General features: G+C 67.8%; 21 protein-coding genes and 1 riboswitch. Of the genes, 7 read left to right on the plus strand and 14 right to left on the minus strand.

The window, feature by feature from the left end; all coding sequences use genetic code 11:
- The first annotated feature begins 65 nt into the window (after positions 1-65).
- The 4 genes from ABE546_RS05110 (at position 66) to ABE546_RS05125 (ending at position 5,469) form a co-directional block, all read left to right on the plus strand.
- Entirely contained in the window at positions 66-584 is a 519-nt protein-coding gene (locus ABE546_RS05110; RefSeq protein WP_346462864.1) for a fimbrial protein, read from the plus strand.
- 57 nt (positions 585-641) lie between these two features.
- On the plus strand, positions 642-1,364 hold the full coding sequence (locus ABE546_RS05115; protein WP_346462865.1) for a molecular chaperone: 723 nt from the start codon (positions 642-644) through the stop codon (positions 1,362-1,364).
- Between the two features lie 498 nt (positions 1,365-1,862).
- Complete coding sequence (locus ABE546_RS05120; protein WP_346462866.1) at positions 1,863-2,273, plus strand: hypothetical protein; 411 nt, start codon at positions 1,863-1,865, stop codon at positions 2,271-2,273.
- Positions 2,274-2,475: 202 nt separating this feature from the next.
- Positions 2,476-5,469, plus strand: a complete 2,994-nt coding sequence (locus ABE546_RS05125) for an ATP-binding protein (protein WP_346462867.1) — start codon at positions 2,476-2,478, stop codon at positions 5,467-5,469.
- 10 nt (positions 5,470-5,479) lie between these two features.
- Here the strand turns inward: ABE546_RS05125 and thiL are convergent, their stop codons facing one another.
- From thiL to ABE546_RS05180, 11 genes are all read right to left on the minus strand, one after another.
- On the minus strand, positions 5,480-6,445 hold the full coding sequence (gene thiL, locus ABE546_RS05130; RefSeq protein ID WP_346462868.1) for a thiamine-phosphate kinase: 966 nt from the start codon (positions 6,443-6,445) through the stop codon (positions 5,480-5,482).
- A gap of 8 nt (positions 6,446-6,453) precedes the next feature.
- A complete protein-coding gene (nusB, locus tag ABE546_RS05135) occupies positions 6,454-6,933 on the minus strand; it encodes a transcription antitermination factor NusB (RefSeq protein WP_346462869.1) in 480 nt (159 codons plus the stop codon).
- A complete protein-coding gene (ribH, locus tag ABE546_RS05140) occupies positions 6,930-7,397 on the minus strand; it encodes a 6,7-dimethyl-8-ribityllumazine synthase (RefSeq protein ID WP_346462870.1) in 468 nt (155 codons plus the stop codon). The genes nusB and ribH overlap by 4 nt, the downstream gene beginning before the upstream one ends.
- Before the next feature lie 133 nt (positions 7,398-7,530).
- Entirely contained in the window at positions 7,531-8,646 is a 1,116-nt protein-coding gene (gene ribB, locus ABE546_RS05145; RefSeq protein WP_346462871.1) for a 3,4-dihydroxy-2-butanone-4-phosphate synthase, read from the minus strand.
- The gene (locus tag ABE546_RS05150) at positions 8,643-9,245 is read right to left on the minus strand and encodes a riboflavin synthase (RefSeq protein WP_346462872.1); all 603 of its coding nucleotides are present in this window, start codon (positions 9,243-9,245) and stop codon (positions 8,643-8,645) included. The genes ribB and ABE546_RS05150 overlap by 4 nt, the downstream gene beginning before the upstream one ends.
- Positions 9,246-9,320: 75 nt before the next feature.
- A riboswitch (FMN riboswitch) is annotated at positions 9,321-9,465 on the minus strand.
- 188 nt (positions 9,466-9,653) lie between these two features.
- Positions 9,654-10,736: a bifunctional diaminohydroxyphosphoribosylaminopyrimidine deaminase/5-amino-6-(5-phosphoribosylamino)uracil reductase RibD gene (gene ribD, locus ABE546_RS05155; RefSeq protein WP_346462873.1), complete on the minus strand. Its 1,083-nt coding sequence runs from the start codon at positions 10,734-10,736 to the stop codon at positions 9,654-9,656.
- 70 nt (positions 10,737-10,806) lie between these two features.
- Positions 10,807-11,328, minus strand: a complete 522-nt coding sequence (nrdR, locus tag ABE546_RS05160) for a transcriptional regulator NrdR (protein ID WP_346462874.1) — start codon at positions 11,326-11,328, stop codon at positions 10,807-10,809.
- Positions 11,329-11,436: 108 nt separating this feature from the next.
- A complete protein-coding gene (locus tag ABE546_RS05165; RefSeq protein ID WP_346462875.1) occupies positions 11,437-11,850 on the minus strand; it encodes a hypothetical protein in 414 nt (137 codons plus the stop codon).
- Between the two features lie 34 nt (positions 11,851-11,884).
- Positions 11,885-12,277 carry a hypothetical protein gene (locus ABE546_RS05170; protein WP_313209289.1) on the minus strand — a complete coding sequence of 131 codons (393 nt, stop codon included), beginning with the start codon at positions 12,275-12,277 and terminating at the stop codon, positions 11,885-11,887.
- Between the two features lie 34 nt (positions 12,278-12,311).
- Positions 12,312-13,565: a serine hydroxymethyltransferase gene (glyA, locus tag ABE546_RS05175; protein ID WP_346462876.1), complete on the minus strand. Its 1,254-nt coding sequence runs from the start codon at positions 13,563-13,565 to the stop codon at positions 12,312-12,314.
- 152 nt (positions 13,566-13,717) lie between these two features.
- On the minus strand, positions 13,718-14,194 hold the full coding sequence (locus ABE546_RS05180; protein WP_265309649.1) for an RcnB family protein: 477 nt from the start codon (positions 14,192-14,194) through the stop codon (positions 13,718-13,720).
- Positions 14,195-14,430: 236 nt separating this feature from the next.
- Here ABE546_RS05180 and ettA point away from each other — a divergent pair, with 236 nt between their 5' ends.
- The 3 genes from ettA (at position 14,431) to ABE546_RS05195 (ending at position 18,371) form a co-directional block, all read left to right on the plus strand.
- A complete protein-coding gene (gene ettA / locus ABE546_RS05185; RefSeq protein ID WP_121042662.1) occupies positions 14,431-16,095 on the plus strand; it encodes an energy-dependent translational throttle protein EttA in 1,665 nt (554 codons plus the stop codon).
- Between the two features lie 201 nt (positions 16,096-16,296).
- A complete protein-coding gene (locus ABE546_RS05190) occupies positions 16,297-16,986 on the plus strand; it encodes an outer membrane beta-barrel protein (RefSeq protein ID WP_346462877.1) in 690 nt (229 codons plus the stop codon).
- Between the two features lie 68 nt (positions 16,987-17,054).
- Positions 17,055-18,371 (plus strand): NCS2 family permease, encoded by a 1,317-nt coding sequence (locus ABE546_RS05195; protein WP_313209281.1) that lies wholly within the window; start codon positions 17,055-17,057, stop codon positions 18,369-18,371.
- A 37-nt stretch (positions 18,372-18,408) separates the two neighbouring features.
- On the opposite strand, the gene bcsZ (ABE546_RS05200) is transcribed toward ABE546_RS05195, so the two are convergent.
- From bcsZ (ABE546_RS05200) to bcsZ (ABE546_RS05210), 3 genes are all read right to left on the minus strand, one after another.
- The gene (bcsZ, locus tag ABE546_RS05200; RefSeq protein ID WP_313209279.1) at positions 18,409-19,557 is read right to left on the minus strand and encodes a cellulose synthase complex periplasmic endoglucanase BcsZ; all 1,149 of its coding nucleotides are present in this window, start codon (positions 19,555-19,557) and stop codon (positions 18,409-18,411) included.
- Positions 19,558-19,657: 100 nt separating this feature from the next.
- The gene (locus tag ABE546_RS05205; RefSeq protein ID WP_346462878.1) at positions 19,658-24,139 is read right to left on the minus strand and encodes a cellulose synthase subunit BcsC-related outer membrane protein; all 4,482 of its coding nucleotides are present in this window, start codon (positions 24,137-24,139) and stop codon (positions 19,658-19,660) included.
- Positions 24,121-25,284: a cellulose synthase complex periplasmic endoglucanase BcsZ gene (gene bcsZ, locus ABE546_RS05210; RefSeq protein WP_346462879.1), complete on the minus strand. Its 1,164-nt coding sequence runs from the start codon at positions 25,282-25,284 to the stop codon at positions 24,121-24,123. Before bcsZ (ABE546_RS05210) ends, ABE546_RS05205 begins: the two co-directional genes overlap by 19 nt.
- Positions 25,285-25,286 lie beyond the last annotated feature (2 nt).

A 25,286-nucleotide genomic window follows, 5' to 3' on the forward strand; every position in this document is an offset into this window, starting at 1 on the left:
ACACTGTGCGCATCCGCTGGCACACCCAATGCGGATTCATTGATCCCCCTTCAAAGGACATCCGTATGTCGAACACGTTGAACATGATTGCTGCCGGTGCACTCGCGCTGGCTGTTTCCCCCGCCGCCTTCGCTGAAAAGCTGGAGATCACCGGCGAACTGATGACCAGCACCTGCGCCGTGGATGCCGTCGGTGGCACCATCACCGTGGCGATGGGCAAGGTCGATGTTGCCTCGGTCAATGCGGCCGAACGCGCTGGCATGAAGAACTTCAGCATCCAGCTGGACTGCACCGGCTCCGGCGCATCGCAGGATGTGGGCGTGCGCTTTGGTGGCACCCCGGATGGCAGCACCGGCAACCTGGCACTGAACCCCGACCCGAGCGCGGCCTCCAATGTGGGCGTAGCCCTGTACGACGTCGCTGGCAACCACCAGAAGCTGGGCGAAGACCCGCTGCAGTGGGTGAGCATTCCGGCCGCCGGCAAGGGTCAGCTGGACTACAGCGCGTGGTACGCCTCGCCGGGCCAGAACGCTACCGCCGGCGCTGCCAATGCGTCCGGCGACTTCGTCGTGCTTTACAAGTAAGTTCCTTCCGCGTGCCGGCCCAGGGAAGGGCTGGCGCACCCAATCGAGGTGTTCCCTATGACATTCCGTGCAATGACGTGGATGACCGCGCTGCTGGCAGGCGCTCTGGCGCTGCCTGCATCGGCAGCAGTGACGCTGCAGGGCACGCGCATCGTGCATGACGCGGCCAAGGGCCGCGACGTGACCGTAAAGGCGACCAACACCGGTGAGCAGGCGGCGATGGTGCAGGTCTGGATCGACGATGGCGACAGCCATGCACGGCCGGAAAATGTGCGCACGCCGTTCCGGCTGACCCCGGCCGACCCGCGCCTGCTGCAGGCGCACCAGGGCCAGGCCTATCGCATCACCTACGCGCCGCGTCCGTCGGAAGCACCGTTGCCGACTGATCGCGAATCGGTGTTCTATTTCAATCTGCTGGACATTCCGCCCAAGCCCAGCGATGCCAGCGGCAAGAACCTGCTGCAGTTCGCAGTGCGTACGCGGGTGAAGCTGTTCCATCGCCCCGCTGGCCTGCCCGGGCATGCGCGTGACGCGGCGGCCCAGCTGCAATGGCGCGCGGTGGGGGGCGCACTGCAGGTCACCAATGCCAGCGCCTACCATGTGACCGTCAGTACGCTCACCCTGCCCGATGGCCGCAAGGTGGAAGCGGACATGATCGCACCGGGTGCGCAGGTACGGCTGCCGCTGCCGGCTGGTGCGACGATGCCCACCACCGCCAGCTTCACCTGGTTGGATGACTACGGTACGCCGCGCGAGGCCGAGGCGCGTATCGAGCGCTGAGCACGGTGTTGTGCGACGTGCTCTCTGTAGAGCCGAGCCATGCTCGGCTGTTGTCCCGCCAGATCGCGATGCACCACGGTGAGCCGAGCATAGGCTCGGCTCTACAGGGAAGCCGTGCGAACTCTGACGCAATCGCCTGACTCTGCATGACCACGCAACGCGTGGATGCAGATTGCAACAATTTTGAATTTGAAACTTATCTGATTGGTACAGCGACACCTTCGTGCGCATCATCTACCTGCCACCAACAACGGGTGGCACGGGCTTGCAATCCCGTTTGATCGATGTTGTTTACGCTTGCCTGTCGGCGTCGTCTCCTTCCCCTGTGCTTGGACGGCGTCGGCAGGCAATCCGTCTATGCCTACATGGCGGGCGGTGCGCGGGGGCCTCGTGCCCGCCGGCGTTTCTACATCGGTCACCGGTATTGCAACCACGCACCGTCCGCCACCCTCGCTGTCAAGCGGGGTGGCCCCTTGCTTCGCACACAAGGACGCCGCCATGACCACGTCGCACTACCCCCACCTGTTTGCCACCTTGGGCGAGGCCGCCACGCGCCTGCCCGACGATCTGGCGCGTACGCTGGAAAGCACCTTCGCCGCACTGCAGGAAGGCGAAGCCCCCGGCACCATCACGCTGCTGCACTGCCTGCAGCACATCCGCCAGGGCGACGCCGCCGATGGGCAGCCGTGGCCGGGTAAAGGCCGCACGCCCGGGCAGCGGCTGACACTGGCACGCATCGACCGCGCCAATGCCGGGCTGACGTTTCTGTTGGAGTTGCTGCACGCTACAGAACGCGTGCGCGTGGATGGCGAGGTCAGCCAGCAGGTAGGCGATGACGCACGCGAGGGGTCGCTGCTGGCATGCCGCGGGCTGGCCGAGTATGTGGATGTGCAGCTGCGCGCGGCATAGACCCGGCCTGCTGCAAAACCGGGCATGGGCTCGGCTCTACAGGAGGTGGCGCGCCAGAATCATCACCGAGGCCACGTGCTCGTCCAGCGCCTGCCCGCATGCATTTCAATCGGTGCGGCCCTCGCGCGCCACCAACGACTTGCAATGAGAGAGGCATGCGCGTCACGCTGCAGGCCACAGCCTCACAACGCAGGTTCGCGCCATGGCGTCACCCCCGGGCTCCGTGCTTGCCACCCTGCAACGACTGCAGCGTCGACTGCTGTTCGGTGGCGGCGCCATCCTGACCCTGCTGCTTCTGGCAGCAGGCGGCGCGGCGCTGTGGCTGCGGTTGGAAACCGTACATCTCAACGAGCGCGAGGCCCTGCAGCGCGGCCAGCAGACGGTGGATCGCTACATCGGCGAGCGCAGGCGGGCCTACGTGGCCAGCTTGAACACCAACGCCACGTTGTGGGCCACCCAGCAGCCCGCGCTGGTGGCCGGAGGCATGTCTATCAGTGAGCGCTTTTCGGCACAGGAGGGCGCCGCAGGAGTCATGGCGCCAGGCGCCCTGTCCGTCCCCTGGCTGGCGCTGTCCCCGCGCGACGGCCGTCTTCCGCCCCAGGCGGAGGCGGCGTACCTGGGCATGGTGCAGACCTATTCGGCGTACATGGCCGCAACCGTCGCAGCGCAGGATTCGCCCACCTCACTGATCTCCTTCGCCTTCGAACCGGAAGGGCGCCTGTTTGCGATTGCCGGACTGCATGATGAAGCGCAGCTGCTGCAGCTCATGAAAGTGCAGACCCGTGAACAGGCACTGGCCGTGCTGGCCCAGAGCGCCGATGCGGGCTGGCGGGCGGCGGGGGCGGACTCCGAGCTTCAACTGGATAGCGGCCGGCTGCGCGCCTACTTCGGCCGCAATCCTTTCACCGGCGAGGATGCACTGGTTACCCAGATGCGCCTGCGCAGCAACGGTACCTCCTTCATCAACCGGCTGACGTTTGAACCTCTTCAAGGCCTGCGCGAGCGGTTGGAGGAGGCCAGTCCGGGGATGTGGGTGGTGCTGGACCGCCAGCGAAACGATGTTCTGCGCAGCGCTGTGGACGCTGCGATTTCCGGACCTGCGCTGCACGCCGTGCCCTCGCCCCGGCCCACGACGCTGGCACTGCCTGACGGCCGCGCCTTCGTGGTATCCACACCATTGCATGGCATCGACTGGACGCTGCTGCGGCTCTACCGCTGGACCGACATCTGGGCGGCGCAGCAGTCCTATCTGCTCGGCGGCGGGCTGGCCCTGGCCGGCCTGCTGACCGCGCTGTGGACGCTGTTGCTGCTGGTGGACCGGCGGGTACTGCGGCCGGCACTGGAGGAAGCCGCACGGGTCCATGAAAGCGAAGCACTGAGCCGCACACTGATCGAAACGTCGCCGGTGGGCCTGTGCCTGCTCGACCAGCAGAGCGGGCAGGTGATCCTGCACAACCAGGCACTGGAGCAGCTGATTGGCGACACCGCCGGCAACCTGATGGACGTGCTGGTCGGCCGCCTGGTGCAACGCGTTGACGGCCAGGTACACGGCCAGCTGTTCGCGGTACCCTCCTCGGACGAGCAGGGTCCCGCGCGCTACCTGCAGCCCATCGTGGCCGCCTCGCGCTATCAGCGGCGGGCGATCTGGGTCTGCGCGGTGACCGATGTGACCGCACAGAAGGAAACCCAGCAGCGGCTGCTGGATGCACGGCGGCATGCCGAACAGGCCCAGCACGATGCCGAGGCTGCGGACCAGGCCAAGACCGCCTTCGTGGCGATGATCAGCCATGAAATCCGCACCCCCTTGAGCGGCGTGCTCGGCCATCTTGAACTGCTTGCGCACCAGACCATGCCGGCGGCATTGCACACGCATGTCACGCGTGCGCGCAGCGCGGCCGATGTGCTGCAGGGGCTGGTGAACGACACCCTGGACCTCTCCCGCATCGAAGCGGGGCTGATGACGCTGGAGCAGGCGCCTTTCGATCCGCGTGCGCTGCTGCAGCAGACGGCGACACTGTTCGAACCACAGGCCAACGCGAAAGGGCTGCGCCTGGAGCTGCACACGGACGAGGCGCTGGGACCGGCCTACGTGACCGACGCAGGCCGCTTGGCGCAGGTGATCAACAACCTGGTGGGCAACGCGGTGAAGTTCACGGCATCGGGAATGGTGGCGGTCAGCGTTGATGCCTCGGTGCGGCCTGATGGCAGGGAATGGCTGCACGTGGAGGTGCGCGATACGGGCCCGGGCATCGATGCCGAGGCGCAGGACAAGCTGTTCAAGCCGTTCGTGCAGGTCGGTGCCGGCTCGGCACGGCAGCACGGCGGCAGCGGCCTGGGGCTGGCCTTGTGCCAGCGCTTTGCCGAACTGCTGGGCGGGACCCTCGGCGTACGCAGCACGCCGGGGACCGGCAGCATTTTCCACTTGGATATTCCGGCACGCCGGACCACGACCGTGGCAGACGCGCCGCCACAGCGGGCGCCTGTCGAGCACATGCATGCCTCGCGCGGTCACGCATTGCTGGTGGATGACAGCGTGATCAGCCGTGACGTGACGCTGGGGCAGCTGCACGCACTCGGTTGGCAGGTCACCCTCGCGGCCGACGGCGATGAGGCGTGGCAGCGCTGGCGCGAGGGTCGGTTCGACATCGTATTGACCGATCTGAACATGCCGGGCCTGGACGGATACGGGCTTGCCCGGAAGCTGCGTGCGGACAACCCTTCCATTCCCATCGTGGCGCTCACCGCCAATGCAATGCCCGAGGACGGGCAGCGCGTACGCGAGGCGGGCATGTCCACGCTGCTGCTGAAGCCGCTCGACCTGCCGTCGCTGGAGGCCGCGTTGCATGGACTCGACCTCGATCGCTCGGCCCGGCCACCGTTACCTCCGGTGGTGAGCGAGGCGGTTCAGCGGCAGATGCGCGAGGCGTTCCTGGAGACCGCGCATCGTGATTACACGACACTGACCCAAGCGCTGGACAGCGCCGATGCACCGGCCATGATCGATCTGCTGCACAGCTTTGCCGGCGCGTTGGCATTCCTGGGAGAAACCCGGGCGGCGCGCAGCTGCCAACAGGCCGAGCAGGCCCTGCGCAGTACGGGTGAGACAGATGCGATGTCGAAGGCGACAGTCATTGAGGCTGTCGCGTTGATTGCGGCAAGCATCGAACGCCAGGTTGCCGCGCAGCAGCAGGCATGACTCCGCGCGCTCAGCCGGCGAAGTGCTCGTACCCGCTCGGGCCGTCGTGGCCTTCGGTGTGCACGCCCTGCCCTTCCATGATGCGGCCGATGCGGGTGATCGGCAGATCCAGCGATTCGGCAACGAAGTGCAGCGCATCGCGCTGGTCGGCGGCGGTAGTGAAGCACAGTTCGTAATCGTCGCCGCCGTGCAGCGCGCACTCACGGGCAGCATCGCGGCCCAGCAGTTCGCGCAGCGCCGCCGACATCGGCAACGCGTCGGCATCGACTTCGGCGCGCACGCCGCTGCGTGCCGCGATATGGCCAAGGTCGGCCAGCAACCCATCGGAGATATCCACAGCGGCATGCGCGAAGGCACGCAGGCGCAGGCCGAGGGTGACGCGCGGGGTGGGACGCAGCAGGCGCAGACGCAGGGTTTCGTAGTCGGCCAGCAGCGTGGCGGCGGCCACGTTCAATGCCCCCTGCTGCCACAGGCGCAGCGCACCGGCAGCATCGCCGAGGGTGCCGCTGACCCAAATGTCATCGCCCACCTGTGCGCGATCACGACGCAGCGCCTGGCCGCGTGACACCTGCCCCATCGCGGTGACCGACAGCGACAGCGGACCACGCGTGGTGTCGCCCCCGATCAGCGCGATGTCGTGCTGGTCGGCCAAGGCGAAGAAACCGTCGGCGAAGGCCTCGATCCAATCCTCGCTCGCATCGGGCAATGACAGCGCCAACGTGCACCACGCCGGGCGCGCGCCCATCGCAGCGAGGTCGGACAGGTTGACGGCCAGCGTCTTCCAGCCGATGTCGAACGCCGGGGTTTCGGCCGGGAAATGCACGCCGCTGTTGAGGGTGTCGGCGGTGACCACAAGCTGTTCGTTCGGGCGTGGCTGCAGCAGTGCAGCGTCATCGCCGATGCCGAGCACGACATCGGCGCGCGCGGTGGTACGCGCACGGATGCGGTCGATCAACGCAAATTCTGCAAGGGACATGGGGCGGATCAGCCCCCGTTTTCGACCTTGCGCCATTCCACGGCAGCACGGTCCAGCACGCCATTCACGTACGTGTGACCATGCTCTGAGCCGAACCGCTTGGCCGACTCGATCGCTTCATTGATCACCACGCGATACGGCACGTCCAGGCGATACCGCATTTCATAGGCCGCCACGCGCAGCGCAGCGCGTTCGATCGCGTCCACTTCTTCAATGCCGCGATCCAGGTACGGGTCCAGCGCCGCGTCCAGATCCTTGCGGTTGTCGAGCACACCGTTCACCAGCGCCTCGAAGTACGCCAGATCGGCGATTTCACGCGCCTGTTCGTGGGCGAACTGTGCCACCACGCTCTGCGCGTTGCCGCCCGAGATCTGCCACGCGTAGATCGCCTGCAGGGCACGACGGCGCGCGCGCGAACGCAGCACGGGGTCGACACCATCACGGCGGACGGGTTTACCGGAGGGCTTGCCCTGGTTTGACTTGTTCATGGCAGCTGCTCCAGAAGATTGACCATTTCCAACGCCGTCAGTGCGGCTTCCTCACCCTTGTTGCCGTGGCTGCCACCCGCGCGGGCGTCGGCATCCTCGACACGCTCCACCGCCAGCACGCCATTGAGCACCGGCACGCCGAAATCCAGCTGCACGCGCATCAGGCCCTCGGCGCAACGGTCGGCCACGTGTTCGTAATGGCGGGTGTCACCCCGGATCACGCAGCCCAGGGTGATGATCGCGGCATGCTGATGGGCGGCCGCCAGACGCGCAGCGACCAGCGGCAGTTCCCACGCGCCTGGCACGCGGATCACATCGATGGCGGACTCGTCGATCCCGTTGCCGGCCAGGCTCTTGCGCGCGCCAGCCACCAGCACGTCGGTGATGCGGGCATTCCAGCGGCTGGCAAGGATGGCGAAACGGGCCTTTTCCGGAGTACGGAGGTCGCCTTCGTAATGGCTCATGTTCGGCGTGGGGTCCATTTAATAGGTGAATATTCTAGCGCATGGCCGCGTGTAGCCGGGCCGCTGCGCGTTTCGGGACGCGTCGGGTGCAAAAGCCCCCTGAGTCAGGGGGCTGCCGCGAAGCGGCGGGGCGTCAGCGCGCCTGCGATGACGTGTTCCCCACCGTCTCGACCACTTCCAGGCCGTACCCGGCCAGACCGACCTGACGGCGTGGCGTGCCCAGCACGCGCAGCTTGCCCAGGCCCAGATCGGACAGGATCTGCGCACCGGCGCCGTTGCGGCGCCACTGGCTTACGTCCTTGTCCTTGCCCGGCACGACCGGCTGCGGTTGCTGACGCAGGCGGGCCAGCAGGCTGTTGGTATCGCGCGGCGCGGACAGCACCACCATCACGCCGCGGTCGGCGGCGGCAATGGCGCGCAGGGCGTCGGTGGAGGCCACGCCGAAATCGTCGCGACGCCAATGCAGCAGGTCGGCCAGCGGGTTCTCCACCTGCACGCGGACCAGGGTCGGCTCGGCGTCCGGGGTGCCGCGGACCAGTGCGAAGTGCAGGTCGTGGGCGATCCGGTCTCGGTAGGTGACCAGCGTGAACGGACCGAACTCGGTCTCGATCTCGCGTTCGTCGACCCGTTCGACCGTCTTTTCGGTGGCCAGGCGGTAGGCGATCAGGTCGGCGATCGAGCCCATCTTCAGGCCGTGCTCGCGGGCGAACACCTCCAGCTCCGGACGGCGCGCCATGCTGCCGTCCGGATTGAGGATCTCCACCAGCACGCCGGCCGGCTCCAGGCCCGCCAGCATGGCCAGATCGACACCGGCCTCGGTATGCCCGGCGCGGGTCAGCACGCCGCCCGGCTGGGCGATCAGCGGGAAGATGTGGCCCGGCTGATGCAGGTCGGCCGGCTTGGCATCAGGCTTCACCGCCGTGCGGATGGTGTGCGCGCGGTCGTAGGCCGAGATGCCGGTGGTGACGCCTTCGGCAGCCTCGATGCTGACCGTGAAGTTGGTCTGGAACTGCGCGGTATTGGCCTGCACCATCGGCGCCAGGCCCAGATCGGCGGCGCGTTCGCGGGTCAGCGGCAGGCACACCAGGCCACGGCCATGGGTGACCATGAAGTTGATGTCCGAGGGCTTGACCAGCTCGGCGGCCATGATCAGGTCGCCTTCGTTCTCGCGGTCTTCGTCATCGACGATGACGACCATGCGGCCGAGGCGGATGTCCTCGAGAATCTCGGGAATGGGGGCGAAATTCATGCGCGTGCTCCTGCACCCAACAAACGTTCGACGTAACGGGCGACCAGATCGATTTCAAGATTGACCGCACTGCCCACGGCCGTCGCGGCGAAGGCGGTGTTGGCGACGGTATGCGGGATGAGGGCGACTTCGAAGCCCTGCTCGTCCACCTCGTTGACGGTCAGGCTGACCCCGTCCACGCAGATCGAGCCCTTCTTGGCGATGTAGCGCAGCAGCGCCGCCGGCGCGGCGAAGCGCCAGCGCTGGGCGCGGGCGTCGTCATGCACCGACAACACCTGGCCCAGGCCATCGACATGGCCGCTGACCAGATGGCCACCCAGGCGATCGGTCGGGCGCATCGCGCGTTCAAGATTGATGACGGCGCCGTCGGTCAGCTGACCCAGCGTGGTCAGGCCCAGCGTCTCGGTGGAGGCGTCGGCCTGGAAGCGGGTGGCGTCATAGGCGATGACGGTTAGGCAGACCCCGTTGATGGCGATGCTCTCGCCCATCTGCACGTTCTCGAACGGCAGGGTGCCTACGTCAAAGGTAAAGCGGACATCGCCGCCAAGGGTGTCGCGTGCGGCCAAACGGCCGACGCCTTCGATGATTCCAGTAAACAAGGAACGTTCTCCGCGGAAAGTGAGCGAAAAACGCCGCAAGGCATATAGGTGCACGCCGAGCGCAAGGCCCGGCCGCACCGTCTTCTTTCATCCGGACTATACCGTCGGCTCCGGCATCGGACCGGATCTGCTGACCTTCCCGGGGACCGGGAAGCGCTCGCGGGCTCGTGCTTGCGCACCTACCGCCGGTGGGGAATCGCACCCCGCCCTGAAGACGTTTGTGTACCGGCGAACCGGCCCGGCTAGTGTAACAGGGCACCCTGACTGGGGGCTTTAAGTTAAATAAGTGTTAAGCTCAACCGCTCAGCTCGCTGCCGATGAACGTTGGGGCAGCTGCATCGCTTACTGATCGGGCTGCGGCGTCCTCGCCGCGCCCTGATCGAACGGGTCCCGCAAGGGGCCCGTTTTTTATGGGCGCAGCAGCAACCGCAGGTCGCTGCCTACCAGGCGCTGGTCCACCACGCGCATCCGCCGCTGCTGGTCCATCGCATGGATACCCAGCCCGGACAGCAGCGGCAGGCCTTGCTCACCGAGCAGCGTCGGGGCCTGATAGAGCAGCAGTTCGTCGACCCAGCCACCGGCCAGCAGCGCGCCGGCCAAGGTCGCGCCGGCCTCGGTATGCACTTCATTGATGCCGCGCTCGGCCAGCAGGGCCAGCACTGCGCCCAGATCCAGCCGACCGTCATGGCTGGGTACGCTGGCGAACTCGGCATCGGCGGCATCCGGCGGGCTGACCGCGGCGTCATGCACGTACAAGGTCGGCGCCCCGCCCTCGCGCACCCGCGCACATTCCAGCGAGCGCAGCCGCGCATCGAGCACCACCCGCAACGGCGGCAGCACCTCGGTTTCGGCCAGCCGCACGGTCAACATCGGGTCATCGGCCAACACGGTCGCCGCGCCGGTGAGAATCGCACCCGCACGCGCACGCCAGTGCTGCACATCTTCGCGGGCGGCCGCACCGGTGATCCACTTGGAGCTGCCATCGGCCATCGCGGTACGGCCGTCCAGACTCGCCGCGAGCTTCACCCGCACCCAGGGCCGGCTGCGCTCGATGCGCGAGAGGAACCCGTGGTTGAGCTCGCGCGCCTGCGCAGCCATCAACCCTTCGGCGACCTCGATGCCGGCCTCGCGCAGCAGCACGAAGCCACCGCCATCGACCTTCGGGAAGGGATCGCGCATCGCCGCGACCACACGGCTCACGCCCGCGCCGATCAGGGCCAGGGCGCACGGCGGTGTACGGCCATGGTGCGCGCACGGTTCCAGGGTGACGTAGGCCGTGGCACCGCGGGCCTGTTCACCGGCCTGGCGCAGCGCGAAGACTTCCGCGTGCGGACCACCGGTACGCTGGTGCCAGCCCTCGCCGACCACCACCTCGTCGCGTGCGATGACGCAACCCACCATCGGATTGGGCCGCGCGGTATACGCGGCGCGCTCGGCCAGGCGCAGCGCATGCGCCATGTGCTGGTGGTCGAGAGCAGTGAATTCAGTCATGGCGATAAGCGTCCGGCGGCAGGCAGCCGCGATGGTAGCTCAGCCGTGGTGGCCGCGATGCGGCCCAGTCTCAGCCTTTCTTTTTCTTGGTCAGCGCGATCACATCGCCGAGCAGTTGCAGCTGCTCCGTGCTGGAGGGCAGCTCGCGCTCCAGCTTCTCGATTTCTTCGCGGAAATCGGCGACGTCTTCGAAGCTGCGGTACACCGAGGCGAAACGTACGTAGCCGACATGGTCGAGCTTGCGCAGTTCGTTCATCACGAACTCGCCGACCGTGATCGACGGAATCTCGCGCTCGCCGCAGATGCGGGCCTGCTGCATCACCGCGCGCACCGCCAACTCGATCTTGTCTTCGGGCACCGGGCGCTTCTGCAGCGCGCGGTCGAAGCCACTGCGCACCTTGCGGGCGTCGAAGGCCTCACGGCTGCCATCGCTTTTCACGATCGCCGGCAACTTCAGTTCGATGGTTTCCAAGGTGCTGAAGCGCTCGTTGCAGGCCTCGCACTCGCGGCGACGCCGGATCGTCGCGCCGTCTTCAGAGACGCGCGAATCAATCACACGGGTGTCGGCATGCTGGCAGAACGGACAATACATGGAACGCCTTGCATCAGGAAAACGTCATGCCGTGGTCACGGCAGCGTCGCAACGGTACCTGAGAGGGACCGGCTACAGCAAATGGACAGGGGGAGAGTCCAGCCCTGTCTAGGTGGCCCGCCGACGCAACCACAGCAGGTGCGCCGCACAGGAGAACAGCGGGAGGCCCGCCATCAGGAGCACGACAGCCGCGGGCAAGGCGCCATCGAAGAGATGAACGTGGAAGATCGACCGCAGCAGACCGGCCCAGACAATGCCCGTTGCGACGAGGGCGGCCACCAGACCCGCCCACCATGCCGTCGAGGCGGCCCGAAGGGCGACCGGGCCGCCCTGCCACCAGCGCCGGGCAAGGATGAGCCAGATCAGGACGATGAGACTTGCCATGCCGAACCATGCCGCTGCCCAGCCCGGCGCGTCGCCCGGCCCGCCGTACTGGTGGAGCACGTCACGCAGGCAGAGCCCCACCCCGATGAACACCGCCACCGCATGGGGCAGTCCAAACACGCCCACGTGCAGCAGCATCCCTCGCCGCTGTCTGCGATGGATCTCCATCCGGTCAGGTGCCCTGGGTTCGCCGCAGCCGCACCAGCATGACCGCCGGCAGCAGCAGCGGCGGCCCCGCCAGCAGCAGGACCAGCGCCGTTGGACTGGCGGCGGCCTGCCAGAACGCCATGCCGACGACTGCCACGGCGGCCATCCCCCCAAGGCCCAATGCAGCCCATGGCCAGGCCCCGCTGTCACGCAGGCCGGTGCGTCCCGCTCGAAGATAGCGGCTGCTCAACCATAGCCAGCCGAATACCCCGATCAGGCCCGCACTTCCCCAGCCCCCGATCAACAGGCGCGAGGCGCGATCAAGATAGGTCGGTTCGAGGAACGCGACCCAGACCCCGATGGCGGCGAACGTGCCGCCGCCGGCCATCCCCACGATGCCGCAGACAAGGGCCAGCACGGCGTAGGTACGCCGTTGCCGGCCCTCGCCCATATCAGCCGTAAACCGGGTACTTGCGGCACTGCGCGCTGACCGCGTCGCGGACGCGGGCGATCACGGCCTCATCGGCCGGGGCGTCGAGCACGTCGGCGATCCAGTTGGCCAGATCCACGCAGTCCTGCTCCACGTAACCGCGCGTGGTGACCGCCGGAGTACCCAGGCGCAGGCCCGAGGTCACGAACGGCGAACGCGGGTCGTTCGGTACCGAGTTCTTGTTGACGGTGATGTGGGCCAGGCCGAGCGCGGCTTCCGCATCCTTGCCCGAGACATCCTTGCCGATCATGTCGACCAGCATCAGGTGGTTCTGGGTGCCGCCGGAAACGATCTTGTAGCCGCGCGCGATCAGCGTGTTGGCCATCGCCTGGGCGTTCTTGACCACCTGCTGCTGGTAGGCCTTGAAGCCCGGCTCCAGCGCTTCCTTGAAGGCCACGGCCTTTCCGGCGATGACATGCATCAGCGGACCGCCCTGGATGCCCGGGAACACGATGGACTGCAGCTTCTTCTGCAGTTCTTCGCTGGCTCCGTTGGCGATGATGATGCCGCCGCGCGGGCCGCGCAGGGTCTTGTGGGTGGTGGAGGTGACCACGTGGGCGTGCGGCAGCGGGCTCGGGTAGACGCCAGCGGCAACCAGACCCGCCACGTGCGCCATGTCCACGAACAGGTAGGCACCGACCTTGTCGGCGATGGCGCGGAAGCGCGCCCAGTCCACCACCTGCGAGTACGCCGAGAAACCGGCGACGACCATCTTCGGCTTGTGCTCCAGGGCCAGACGCTCGACCTCGTCATAGTCGATCAGGCCGGCTTCGTCGACACCGTACTGGACGGCGTTGAACAGCTTGCCCGAGGCATTGACCTTGGCACCGTGGGTCAGGTGGCCACCATGGGCCAGGCTCATGCCCAGGATGGTGTCGCCCGGCTGCAGCAGCGCGAAGTACACGGCCTGGTTGGCCTGCGAGCCGCTGTGCGGCTGCACGTTGGCGTAGTCGGCATCGAACAGCTGCTTGAGGCGGTCGATGGCCAGCTGTTCGGCGATGTCCACGTACTCGCAGCCACCGTAGTAACGCTTGCCCGGGTAGCCCTCGGCGTACTTGTTGGTCAGCTGGCTGCCCTGGGCTTCCATCACCGCCGGGCTGGTGTAGTTCTCGCTGGCGATCAGCTCGACGTGGTCTTCCTGGCGCTGGGTTTCGGCGGCGATGGCCTTGGCCAGTTCGGGATCGTAGGTTTCGATGCGGACGTCACGCGGGAACATCGGTTACTCCAGGCAGGCAGAGGGGGTACAGCGCGAGCTCTGGATTGTAGTCCCCGCGGCGCGGGGTGACCAATCCCGGCGCGCGGCCCCGGAACGCGGAACGGCGCCCCGAAGGGCGCCGTCCAGGCCGTCAAGCGCGCCTGCCGGCGGGCTTACCGGTTGATCACGTAGTCGGCAATGATCCCGGTGGCGATGGCGACCAGCAGCAGGTTGCCGCGATCATCGCGGATCCAGTGGTGGTCACGCGGCGGGCGGCGCACCGAGTAGCGGCTGTAATCGTTCACCACGTACACCGGGCCGCCGTAGTACTCGCGGTAACGGTGGCCGCGCGCCCAGCCGTAGGAGCCGTAGCCCGGGGCCGGGCGATAGACCACGCGCGGCGGCGGCGGGCCCGGACGGTAGTAACCCCGGTTGTCGTAGCGAGGGTCGTAACGGCGGTCGTGGCGGACCTCGCGACGATCATGACGATCGTGCCGGTCATGGCGATCGTGGCGGTTGTCGCGGCGGTCATCACGCCACTCCCGGCGGTCGTGACCGCGGCCACGATGGTCATCGGCGAAGGCCGGGGCCACGGTGCCCAAGGCCAGCAGCGAGGCGACGGCCCCGACCACAAATCGATTCATGCGCATGATTGGCCTCGCTTGGTGGGTTGATGGCTCCATCATGCGCACGCCGTCTGAACGGTCTCCGGCTGGAAACGGTTTCCCATTCAAGCGCTTTGACCCCGCATTCAGGCGGCGGCAAGCCCCGGGGCTCGTGGCTCCCGGCGGCACTGATCGCTTCCGGCTATAATCGGGGCATCCTTTTCTTCCATCTGTTCCTGTTCCGTCCGGAACGGGCGCAGGGTTGCGCCTTCGGAGACCTCATGTCCTCGCAATACATCTACACCATGAACCGCGTCAGCAAGGTGGTCCCGCCCAAGCGGCAGATCATCAAGGACATCTCGCTGTCGTTCTTCCCGGGTGCCAAGATCGGCCTGCTGGGCCTGAACGGCTCCGGCAAGTCGACGGTGCTCAAGATCATGGCCGGCGTGGACACCGATTTCGAGGGCGAAGCCCGCCCGCAGGCCGGCATCAAGGTCGGCTACCTGGCCCAGGAACCGGAGCTGGACCCGACCAAGACCGTGCGTGAATCGGTCGAGGAAGGCGTGGGCGAAGTGCTGCAGGCCCAGGCCCAGCTGGACGCCGTCTACCTGGCCTATGCCGAGGAAGGCGCGGACTTCGACAAGCTGGCCAAGGAACAGGAGCGCCTGGAGGCGATCCTGGCCGCCGGCGATGCACACACCCTGGAAAACCAGCTGGACGTGGCCGCCGATGCGCTGCGCCTGCCGCCGTGGGAAGCCATCGTGGGCACCCTGTCCGGTGGTGAAAAGCGTCGTGTGGCGCTGTGCCGCCTGCTGCTGCAGAAGCCGGACATGCTGCTGCTCGATGAACCGACCAACCATCTGGACGCCGAGTCCGTGGAATGGCTGGAGCAGTTCCTGGCCCGCTACACCGGCACCGTCGTGGCCGTCACCCATGATCGCTACTTCCTGGACAACGCCGCCGAGTGGATCCTGGAACTGGATCGCGGCCGCGGCATTCCGTGGAAGGGCAACTACACCGACTGGCTGACCCAGAAGGACGACCGCCTGCGTCAGGAAGACAACCAGGAAAAGTCCCGCCAGAAGGCGATCCAGAAGGAACTGGAGTGGTCGCGCCAGAACGCCAAGGGTGGCCGCACCAAGGGCAAGGCCCGTCTGGCCCGCCTGGAAGAGCTGCAGTCGGTGGATTACCAGAAGCGCAACGAGACCAACGAAATCTTCATTCCGCCGGGCGAGCGCCTGGGCAATGCGGTGATGGAGTTCAAGAACGTCTCCAAGAAGTTCGGTGATCGCCTGCTGTTCGACAACCTCAACTTCCTGGTGCCGGGTGGCGCGATCGTCGGCATCATCGGCCCCAACGGTGCCGGTAAGTCGACCCTGTTCAAGATGATCACCGGCCAGGAAAAACCGGACACCGGCGAGATCGTGGTCGGCCCGACCGTCAAGCTGTCCTACGTGGACCAGAGCCGCGACGCGCTGGAAGGCAACCACAACGTCTTCCAGGAAATCGCGGGCGGCCTGGACATCCTCAACATCAATGGCGTGGAGATCCAGTCGCGCGCCTACATCGGCCGCTTCAACTTCAAGGGCCAGGACCAGCAGAAGCTGGTCGGCTCGCTGTCCGGTGGTGAGCGTGGCCGCCTGCACATGGCCAAGACCCTGCTGCAGGGTGGCAACGTGCTGCTGCTCGATGAACCGTCCAACGATCTGGACATCGAAACCCTGCGTGCGCTGGAAGATGCGCTGCTGGAGTTCCCGGGCAACACCTTCGTGATTTCGCATGACCGCTGGTTCCTGGATCGCATCGCGACCCACATCCTGGCGTTCGAAGGCGACTCGCACGTGGAGTTCTTCCAGGGCAACTACCGCGAGTACGAAGAAGACAAGCGCCGCCGCATGGGCGACGACGCCGCACCGAAGCGCCTGCGCTTCAAGGCGCTGAAGTAACCTGGCAGATCACGACCGTTGGTCGTGACGCTTCACCGACGGCCGCGCACTGCGCGGCCGTTTTACATTCCGGTCGGTACCCACCGCTGGCCATAGGCACCAGAATGCAATTAATTGCATATCCATAGATAACGACTTCAGGTCTCCTACGCACCCCACGCAATTGCACCCTGCAATCGCGGTCAACGTAGGAAACCACCAATGAAAGCACTGGTCATGAGTACGGCAGCCCTGCTGCTGTCGGGCACCGCCGCGGCGGCGCCGGCGAACTGGGAAGGCCGCTACATGGGCGTCCAGGCGAGCCATGCAGAAGGCAAGAGCCAGGACCGCAGCAACGCCAACGCCTCTGAAAAAAGCCCGCGCGGGTTCACCGGCGGCGTGCAGGCCGGCCGCACCTGGCATTTCGACAGCAACGTGGTGACGGGCATCGAAGGCAGCCTCGCTATCGGCAGCATCGACCGCGACTGGAAGGACCGCGAACACCACCCGCACAGCCCGTACTACGGCAAGGACGCGGTGACCCGGTCGGGGTCGGTCAACCTGATGCTCGGCTATGCGGTCGGCCCGGTGCTGCCCTACCTGACCACCGGCGTGACCGTGGCCCGCCAGGAATACACGCTGGGCTGCGACACATCGCTGGTCGAGAAAACCAACGGCTGCCGCGTGGCGGAATTCGAGACCGGCGCCCGCCATGTTTCCACCGGCGTCAATGTCGGTGCAGGCGTGCTGGTGCGGTTCAACGAGCGCCTGTCCGCCGGCGTGGAGTACCGCTACACCAACCTGGGCTCCAGCCCGGTGCGGCTGCACGATCCGAACTACCCCGATGCGGCCCGCCGCAGCTTCCATACCGACTACAGCAGCGTTACGCTGAAGATGAATTACCACTTCTAACCCGCCACACGACGCACCCGCAGGTCCGCCTGGGCGAGGCAGTGCGCCCCCGGCACGAGAGATCTGCGATGTCCCTGTTCGAACGCGTCTTCCAGCTCCAGCAGCACGGCACCTCCGTGCGTACCGAGGTGCTGGCCGGGCTGACCACCTTCCTGACGATGTCCTACATCGTCTTCGTCAATCCGGACATCCTGGCCACCACCGGGATGGACCCGGGCGCGGTGTTCGTGGCCACCTGCCTGGCTGCGGCACTGGGTTCGCTGGTGATGGCGTTCGCCGCCAACTTCCCGGTCGGCATGGCCCCGGGCATGGGCCTGAACGCCTTCTTCGCCTTCACCGTGGTCGGCGCGGCCGGCCTGCCCTGGCAGCAGGCGTTGGCCGCCGTCTTCATATCCGGACTGGTGTTCCTGGCGCTGTCGCTCACCGGCGTGCGGGCCTGGCTGGTGGCGGGCATCCCGCCCTCGCTGCGTGCGGCGATCGTGGCCGGCATCGGGCTGTTCCTGGCGATCATCGCGCTGCAGAAATCCGGGGTGATCATCGCCAACACCGACACGCTGGTCGCACTCGGTCCGCTCAACACCGCGCCGCCGCTGCTGGCACTGGCTGGCTTCCTGCTGATCGCGATCCTGGAGGCGCGCAAGGTGCGTGGCGCGATCCTGATCGGCATTCTGGCCATCACCGGCGCGGCGTGGCTGCTCGGTGACGTGCAGTTCCATGGGCTGGTGTCGCTGCCGCCCAGCCTGGCCCCCACCTTCCTGCAGCTGGACCTGCCCGGGTTGCTGCACCACAACGGCGGCGCGCCGATCGCGGTGTTGCTGCAGGTGGTGCTGGTGTTCGTGCTGGTGGAAGTGTTCGATGCCACCGGCACGCTGTACGGCGTGGTCGGTCGCGCGGGGCTGCTGAAACTACCGGGCGCACAGAAGCGCTTCGGCCGCGCGTTGCTGGCCGACAGCACCGCGATCGTGGCCGGCTCGCTGCTCGGGACCAGCAGCACCACCGCCTTCGCTGAAAGCGCTTCGGGCGTGCAGGCCGGTGGCCGCACCGGGTTGACCGCGTTGGTGGTGGCCGCGCTGTTCCTGGCCGCGCTGCTGTTTTCGCCGCTGGCGGCGATGGTGCCCGGCTACGCCACCGCCCCTGCCCTGCTGTTCGTGGCCGGGCTGATGCTGCGTGAGCTGGTCGATGTGGACTGGGGCGACCTGACCGAATCGGTGCCGGCCGCGCTGTGCGCGTTGGCGATGCCGTTCACCTACTCCATCGCCAATGGCCTGGCCTTCGGCTTCATCGCGTATGCGGTGCTCAAGGCCGGCACCGGGCGCTGGCGCGAGGTGCACCCGGCGGTATGGCTGGTGGCCGGGTTGTTCGTGCTGCGTTACGCGCTGGAATGAGGGTGCGCCTACCGAGCTGCGGTCGGTAGGCGGCGGATCACGCCCAGGACGGCCGCAATTGGCCATCGGCGGCGAAGCGATAACGGCCTTCGTACCAGCCCAGGGCAAACAGGCTGAGCACCTGCTCGTAATAGCGCGGCGGCGCGGCGCGTTGCTGCTCCGGCGTTGGCAGGCCGGCCACCATCGCCTTTGCGCGGTCTGCTTCGCCCTGCGCCTGCAGGTAGGGCACCAAGGCGGCATGGAAGCCGTAGTTGCCGGTGCCCTCGCGCACGCCGGTGAGCGTGTTGACCTTCTCGGGTATGGGTTGGCCATCGCGCAGTACCGTCAGCGGGCCATGCAGGGCCTCCAGCACCGGACGGAAGCTGGGATCGTTGACCGCGGTCATGCCCGCCCACAGATAACAGCGGATCGCGTCGTAACTGCCCAGCGGGCCCTTGTCCGGATCGGCGATGAAACCGCCGTCGCGCCACGCGGTCCAGTCCGGCGCAAAGCCGTGCGGCGCGGTATCGCGCAGCAATCGAACGCTGTTGCCGATCACGGTCGTCCACGGCCCGGTCGGGTCCAGTGCGGCGAACCGGCGCAGCAGCGGCAACGGTACGTAGCTGGGATTGAAGCGCCAGGTATCTTCGGTCGCAAACCCATTCGGCCCCGGCAGCAGCATCGTGCCCAGGCCCGGCACATCCACCAGTTCCTGCACCTGGATCGCGGCCAGCATCGCCTCGGCGGTCTGCCGCAGCGCCGGGCGTTTCCACAGCCGCGCGGCTTCGTGCAGGGTGTAGGCCAGCCACACGTCCGAGTCGCTGGCGGGATTGTCGTCGAGCACCTTCCACGCATTGGCGGCGGCATCGCGCCCCCACAACCAGGCCGGCAGGCGTTGCGTCATGCTGCCACCGGCGAGGTTGTCCTCGGTCCAGCGCAGCAGGCGGTCGAACAGCGGCTGATCGTTGTCCACCAGCGCGAAGAACAGCGCGTAGGACTGGCCCTCGGAGGTCGAGCGCTGGTCGGCGTTGTTGTGGTCGACCATGCGGCCGTCCGGGGTCACGCTGGAAGCACGCATCACCTGCCATGCCGTCCACGGGCCGGGGCCACGCGCCGGGCCGTTGGCCGAGCAGGCCAGCAGCGGGGTCACGGCCAGCGCCTGCAGCAGGCGGCGGCGCATCGGGTGGAACGATGGGGAATCAGTCACGGGACATCAGCCTCTTCGCAGCAGGAACCAGCCAAGCCTGCGGGACGCCCGCGGCCAGGTAAAGCCTGGCAGCGGGCCGGTCGTCTGCGCATGACGGCGATCATTCACCCGAGGCGTACGGCGAGCGCAGCGGCTGCGGCTGCTTGCCCAGCCCGGCGCCGAGGCGGTCGAGCAGGAAGCGCAGGTACAGGCTGGTGCCGAACTGCCGGTAGTCACGCGCGTTGTTGAACTCCATGCGCCCGCCCAGGAACAACTGCGAAGACAGCTGCCATTCGGCCGCGGCGCTGAGGTTGTAGGACACACCGCTCTTGGTCTGGCCGGTGTAGACCGGATCGACATACTCCGTGGTCAGGCCCAGCAGCGCGGCCATCGAGGCGGCCTCGTAGGCAGCCTGCTGCATCGCCGGGTCGGTCGGGAAGTAGGGCGCAGCGTCTTCCTTGAAGTGCTGTACGCCGACGCTGGTATCCAGCTGCCACGCCACGCGGCCGCTGGCGGTACGGCCGTTCCAGTGCACCGGGAAGCCGACATCCACATAGCGCTGCGGGCTGAAGTAGCCGCCGTGGCCGTAGGTGAAGCCGCTCAGGTTGCGGTCGTACTGCATCGCCGTGAGGTTCAGGCCAGCGGTCAGCGATTGGTTGTCGGTTTCCAGCGCGTGCACATATACGCCCACGCCGACTTCCTGGCGGTCGTTGTCGGCCACGTTCTCGCCTTCCAGGCGGTGCCAGGACGCGCTGGCGTAGCCGCCCAACTGTCCGTTGTCGACGGTCGCGGCGAGCTTGGCGCCGCTGGCGGTCACCCCGCCCCAGCGCAGCCCGTTGCGCCCGTCTTCCACACCGGCGAAGGACAGCAGGCTGTCGGTCACCGCGCGGCGCGAGGCTTCGCCGGACCAGGTCAGCGCATCGCCGATCTGACCGCGGTAGCCGATGCCGCCGACGATCTGGGTGTCATCGAAGCCCAGCGGCGTGCTGCCGACGTCGGCGCGGAAACCACCGCGCTCGTACCCCACCGAGACGCCGGCACCGCTGGCGTCCTGCGAGCTCATCCGGCGCGAGCCTGCCGCGTTGGCCACCATCGCATACAAGGTGTCCTGGAATGCCTGCGGGGTCTGCGAGCCACCGCCGCCCTGTGCCAGCGTCTTGAGCTGGGCCTGCTCGGCCGCGCTCAACCCGCGCACGAGACTGGCGTTGCCCAGTACCTGCGTGGCGATATCGCTGATCGGTGTGTTGGCCAGATCGCGGCTGAGGATGTAGCTGGGCAGTGGATCGGCGAACAGCAGTTCGCGGGTCGCGGCGACGCGCTCGGCCTGGGTCAGCGCGCTGTCGGTCTGGTTGAACAGCTCCTGGTAGCGGCCATTGTCCAGTGCGCGTTCGTAGATGAGATTGCGGGTGACGATGCTCTCGCCACGGGTCAACAGGGTCTGGTACAGCGACGAACCGACCAGATCATCCACCGGCGTGCGGTCAGCGGCCAGGGCGCCCGCGAGGGCGGCCTGCGGGCCACCGCCGAAGCGGCTGGCACTGGTGTATTCCGGATCGGGGCGGCCGGCATCGAGCACGGTCGGGGTGATGGCCACCTTGAGCTTGCCATCGCCGACCGCAAACTGCCCTTCCAGCGGCACCTGCAGGTCATCGAGCTGGCCCATGCCGGCTTCGCCGGCGCGGGTGCGGTACGCCGCACCGACCGCCAGGCTGCTGCTGTTTTCGGCCTTGAGTGCGCGCAGTTCATCGAGCACGCCGTTGCCGGTGGTGGCCGCCGGCAGCGGGCCAAGCGCGGTGTTGCGCGAGGCGCGCGGCACACTTGCCTGGCTGGGCACCTGGCGCGAGCCGGGCACCGGCAACGGCAGGCCGACACCGCCACTGGCCGCGGCCGTGGCCATGACCGGTTCCGGCAGACCATCGGCATCGATCACCGGGGTGACGCTCGCCGGGCCCAGGCTCAGGCCCATCGACGGACCGGCGTCCATCGGCAGCGGTTCGGCGGCCAGACGGGCGGTCGCCGCCGGCAATGGCAGCCCCCCATCGCGCAGCGCTGCGGTACGGGTGCCACCGCCACGGTTGAGGCCGGCGAACGGATTGAAGCTGCCACCGCTTGCCAGCATCGCCGTGCTCGCCTGCGGGTAGCCGTTGTCGAGCTGGCCACTGCCCTTTGCGGCAGCCGCCAGCGACGCGCGGAAGTAGCTTTCAGCGCGGCGGTTCTTGCCGGCGGCGCGGTACACACGGCCTGCGGCCGCCAACACATCCGGCGATTCCGGCGCCTGCTTCAGCGCGCGCTCCAGATACTGTTCGGCCAGATCCATGTCGCGCATCGCCGCAGCACTGCCGGCGGCGGCGACCATCGCATCCAGATCGCCCGGGGCCAGCTGCAACTGCTGCTGATACAGCGCCAGGGCCTGGCCGTTGTCGCCCGCAGCGGCATACAGGCGTGCCAGCGCAGCGATGTTGCGCGGATCCTGCGGGCGCTCGGCCAGCGCCGGGGCCAACACCGCGTACGCGCCTTCAAGATTGCCGAGTTCGCGCAGCGCATCGACCTGGCGCAACACGTAGCCGCTGCGCAGATCGTTCAAACGGGTCTGCTGGCTCGCCGAGAGCGGCACGTCGGCGAGCTGGCGCAGGATCGCGGCGACTTCGCCGTCGCGACCGGCGCGCAGCAGCACCGAGGCATATTCCAGACGGTTGTCGACGCTGGGCGAACCGCCTTCAATCAGGCGCTGCGCGAGCACGAGGGCGCGCTGCTGGCTGCCGATGTCGGCGTAGGCACCGGCCAACGCGGCCACGATGGACGGATTCTTGACCCGGTCGCCGAGTGCAGCTTCGGCGCGGGCCAGCAGCAACTGCGCTTCGCCGCTGCGCTGGCGCTGCATGAGTGAGCGCGCCTGGGCGGCCTGCACCTGCACCCACGCGGTGTCGTGCAGCGCGGTCATTTCCGAATCACGCGAGGCGGTGGGAATGCGTTCGAGCAACGCATACGCGCGCGGCCAGTCACTGTTTTCCTGGGCGAACAGCGCCTGGGCATACAACGAGGTCGCCGAGCTGTCATCCAGCGCGCGCAGCCCCTCGATCACGCCGTTGGCCTGGTCGGGGCGGCCGGCACGCTTGTACAGGCGCGCCAGTTCCAGCCGCAGCCACGGATCGCGCGGCTGTACCAGCAGCGCATCTTCCAATTCGATCTGCGCCATCTCGATACTGCCCTCGGCCAGCGCCTGCTGTGCGCGGGCGCGGGCCAGGTTGGCACGCAGGACGGACTGGCCACCGGCGCTTTCCTGCTGGGCCGGGGTCAGCCGGTCGAACAACGCGGCCGCTTCATCGGCGCGGCCCAGGCGACCCAGCAGACCGACCAGGCCCTGCAGCGCACCGGCGTTGCCGGCCTCCAGTTCCAGTGCCTTGCGGTAGCTGCGTTCGGCCGCGACCGGATCACTGCCGCTCTGCAGGTCGGCCAGCGCGACGTAGCCGGCGGGCTCCTTGGGCTGCAGCGCGATGACCTGCTGCACGCGGGTGATGGCATCGCCGCTGGGCTGGCGACGCACCTCCTGCAGGGTCAGCCAGTAGCGCGCGGCATCGGCGGCACTGCGCCACTTGCCGTTGATCGCGGCGGCCGGGCGCAGCAGTTCATTGGCTTCACCAAAGCGCTCCTGGCGCAGGCGCACCGAGCCCAGCCCGCCGAGCGCCTCGGCATCACGCGGCCGCGCGCGCAGCACCTGCGCGAAGCGGGCTTCGGCCTGGGGCAGGTTGTTGCTGTCCAACGCGCGGAAGCCCTCGCCGAGCAGGCGCTGGTTCGGGTCCTGCGGCGCGGGACGGTTGGCGATGGCCTGCTCACGCAGCTGCGCCTGCTTGGCGGCCACCTCGCGATCGTTCGGCACCACCTCCAGGAAGGCCTGGTACAGCGGCGCATCGGCGTTGGTGGCGTTGAGCCACAGCAACGCCTGGCGCCAGGCCGCGCGCGCAGGACCGGCGGTATCGTTGGCCTGGCTCAGTGCGCGCAGCTGGGCGATACCTTCGCGCCGGGTCGGCTCGCGATAGGTCAGCACCTGGGCCAGCGCGAGCTTGGCCGGGTTGTTGTTGCCGGTGGCGATACGGCGCAGGCCGTCGCGGGCACGCGTCCAGCCTTCGGGCGTACCGGCGAGCACCTGGTAGTACTCCAGCGCCAGATCATTGGGCGGGCCGCCGGCACCGAACGCTTCGTCATAGGCGCGCACCGCTTCGACATAGCGACCGGCTGCCGCCGCGCGACGGGCGGTCTGCAGCTGGTTGCCACCTCCACCGCCGCCGAGCGCCATGCGCAGGCGCGTGGTCTGCGCCGAGGAGGGATGACGTGCCTGCAGCTGCTGCAGACGCTTCTGCGCTTCGGCACGGCGGCCCTGGTTGAGGTCGATCAGGCCCAGGCCGAGCAGCGCATCGGCCTGGTTGGGATCGGTCGCCAGCAGCTTGCGCCACGCATCGGCCGCCAGGTCCTCGCGGCCCTGGTCCTGCCAGTAGTTGCCCTGGCTGACCAGTTGCTGCGTCGATGACGCGTTCTGCGCAAAGGCCGGCACGGTCAACACGCACAGGCCGACCAGGCAAAGGGGTGTCAGGGTCTTGCGGAACATGGCGAACTCCACGCGGGCAGCAGTCGCCCATCGGCAGAAAAACGGTAGCGGCGATCCATCCAGCCCTTGCCGAACAGCACCAGGGCACGATCGTAATAGTTGAGGGTGCCGGCCGCGGGAATCCGCGCCAGCTGCACCTTGGCCAGCGCGGGCTGGCCGAGGGCACTGAGATACGGCAGCAGCGCTGCGGCAAAGCCCGGCGACGGTGCGCCGGTGCCAACGCCACGACGCGTCTCGATTTTCTCGGCGAAGCCGGCCTGCGCGCGCAGCAGCGATACCGGGCCGGACAGGCCATCGAGCAGGGTGCGTCGCAGCGGATCGGCCGGGTCGGTCATGCCCGCCCAGAGATAGCAGCGGATGGCATCGTAGCTGCCGGTCGCGCCCTTGGCCGGGTCGACCACGAAGGCCTTGCCGTTCCAGGCGATCCAGTCCGGCGCGAAGCCGACCGGTGCACTGGCGCGCACCATCGCCACGCTGCGCTCGGCCAGCCGCGCCCACGGACCGCGTGCATCGACGGCGGCGAAGCGGCGCAGGACGAACAGCGGCAGGTAACTGGGGTTGAGCGTCCAGCGGTCGGCCTGCACGAAGCCGCGGTTGCCCGGCAGCAGCATCGGCCCGAAGCCCGGCAACTCGACGACTTCGGCCGTGCGCATCAGCGCCAGCGTCTGCCGGCCGGCCTCGACCAGGCCGGGGCGCTTCCACAAGCGGCCGGCTTCAAGCAACGCGTAGGCGATCCACACCTCACCATCGGAGGCGGTGTTGTTGTCGAGCACGCGGAACTGGCCATCAGCGGCCCGGCCCCACAGCCATGCCGGCAGATTGAGATCCGCGCGGCCTCGGCAGAGGTGGCGGCGGGTCCAGGCCAGGATCCGATCGAACAGGATCGGATCGTTGTCCACCAGTGCGAAGAACAGTCCGTAGGACTGCGATTCGGACGTACTGCGCAGATCGGTATTGAGATGGTCGACCACGCGGCCATCGGCCTCGATATGCCGATCGACGAACGCCCGCCACTCACGCCACGGCGTACCACAGGCCTGCGCGAGGGCATCGAGCGGCAGCGCGGCGGCAACACCGGCGGCCGCCAGCGCCTGCAGGAAGCGACGGCGCGGCGGCGCCGGCGCGGGGTCGGACGTGTCGCGCATGC

It is taken from the genome of Stenotrophomonas sp. TWI377 (assembly GCF_039674525.1).
Taxonomy (GTDB): domain Bacteria; phylum Pseudomonadota; class Gammaproteobacteria; order Xanthomonadales; family Xanthomonadaceae; genus Stenotrophomonas.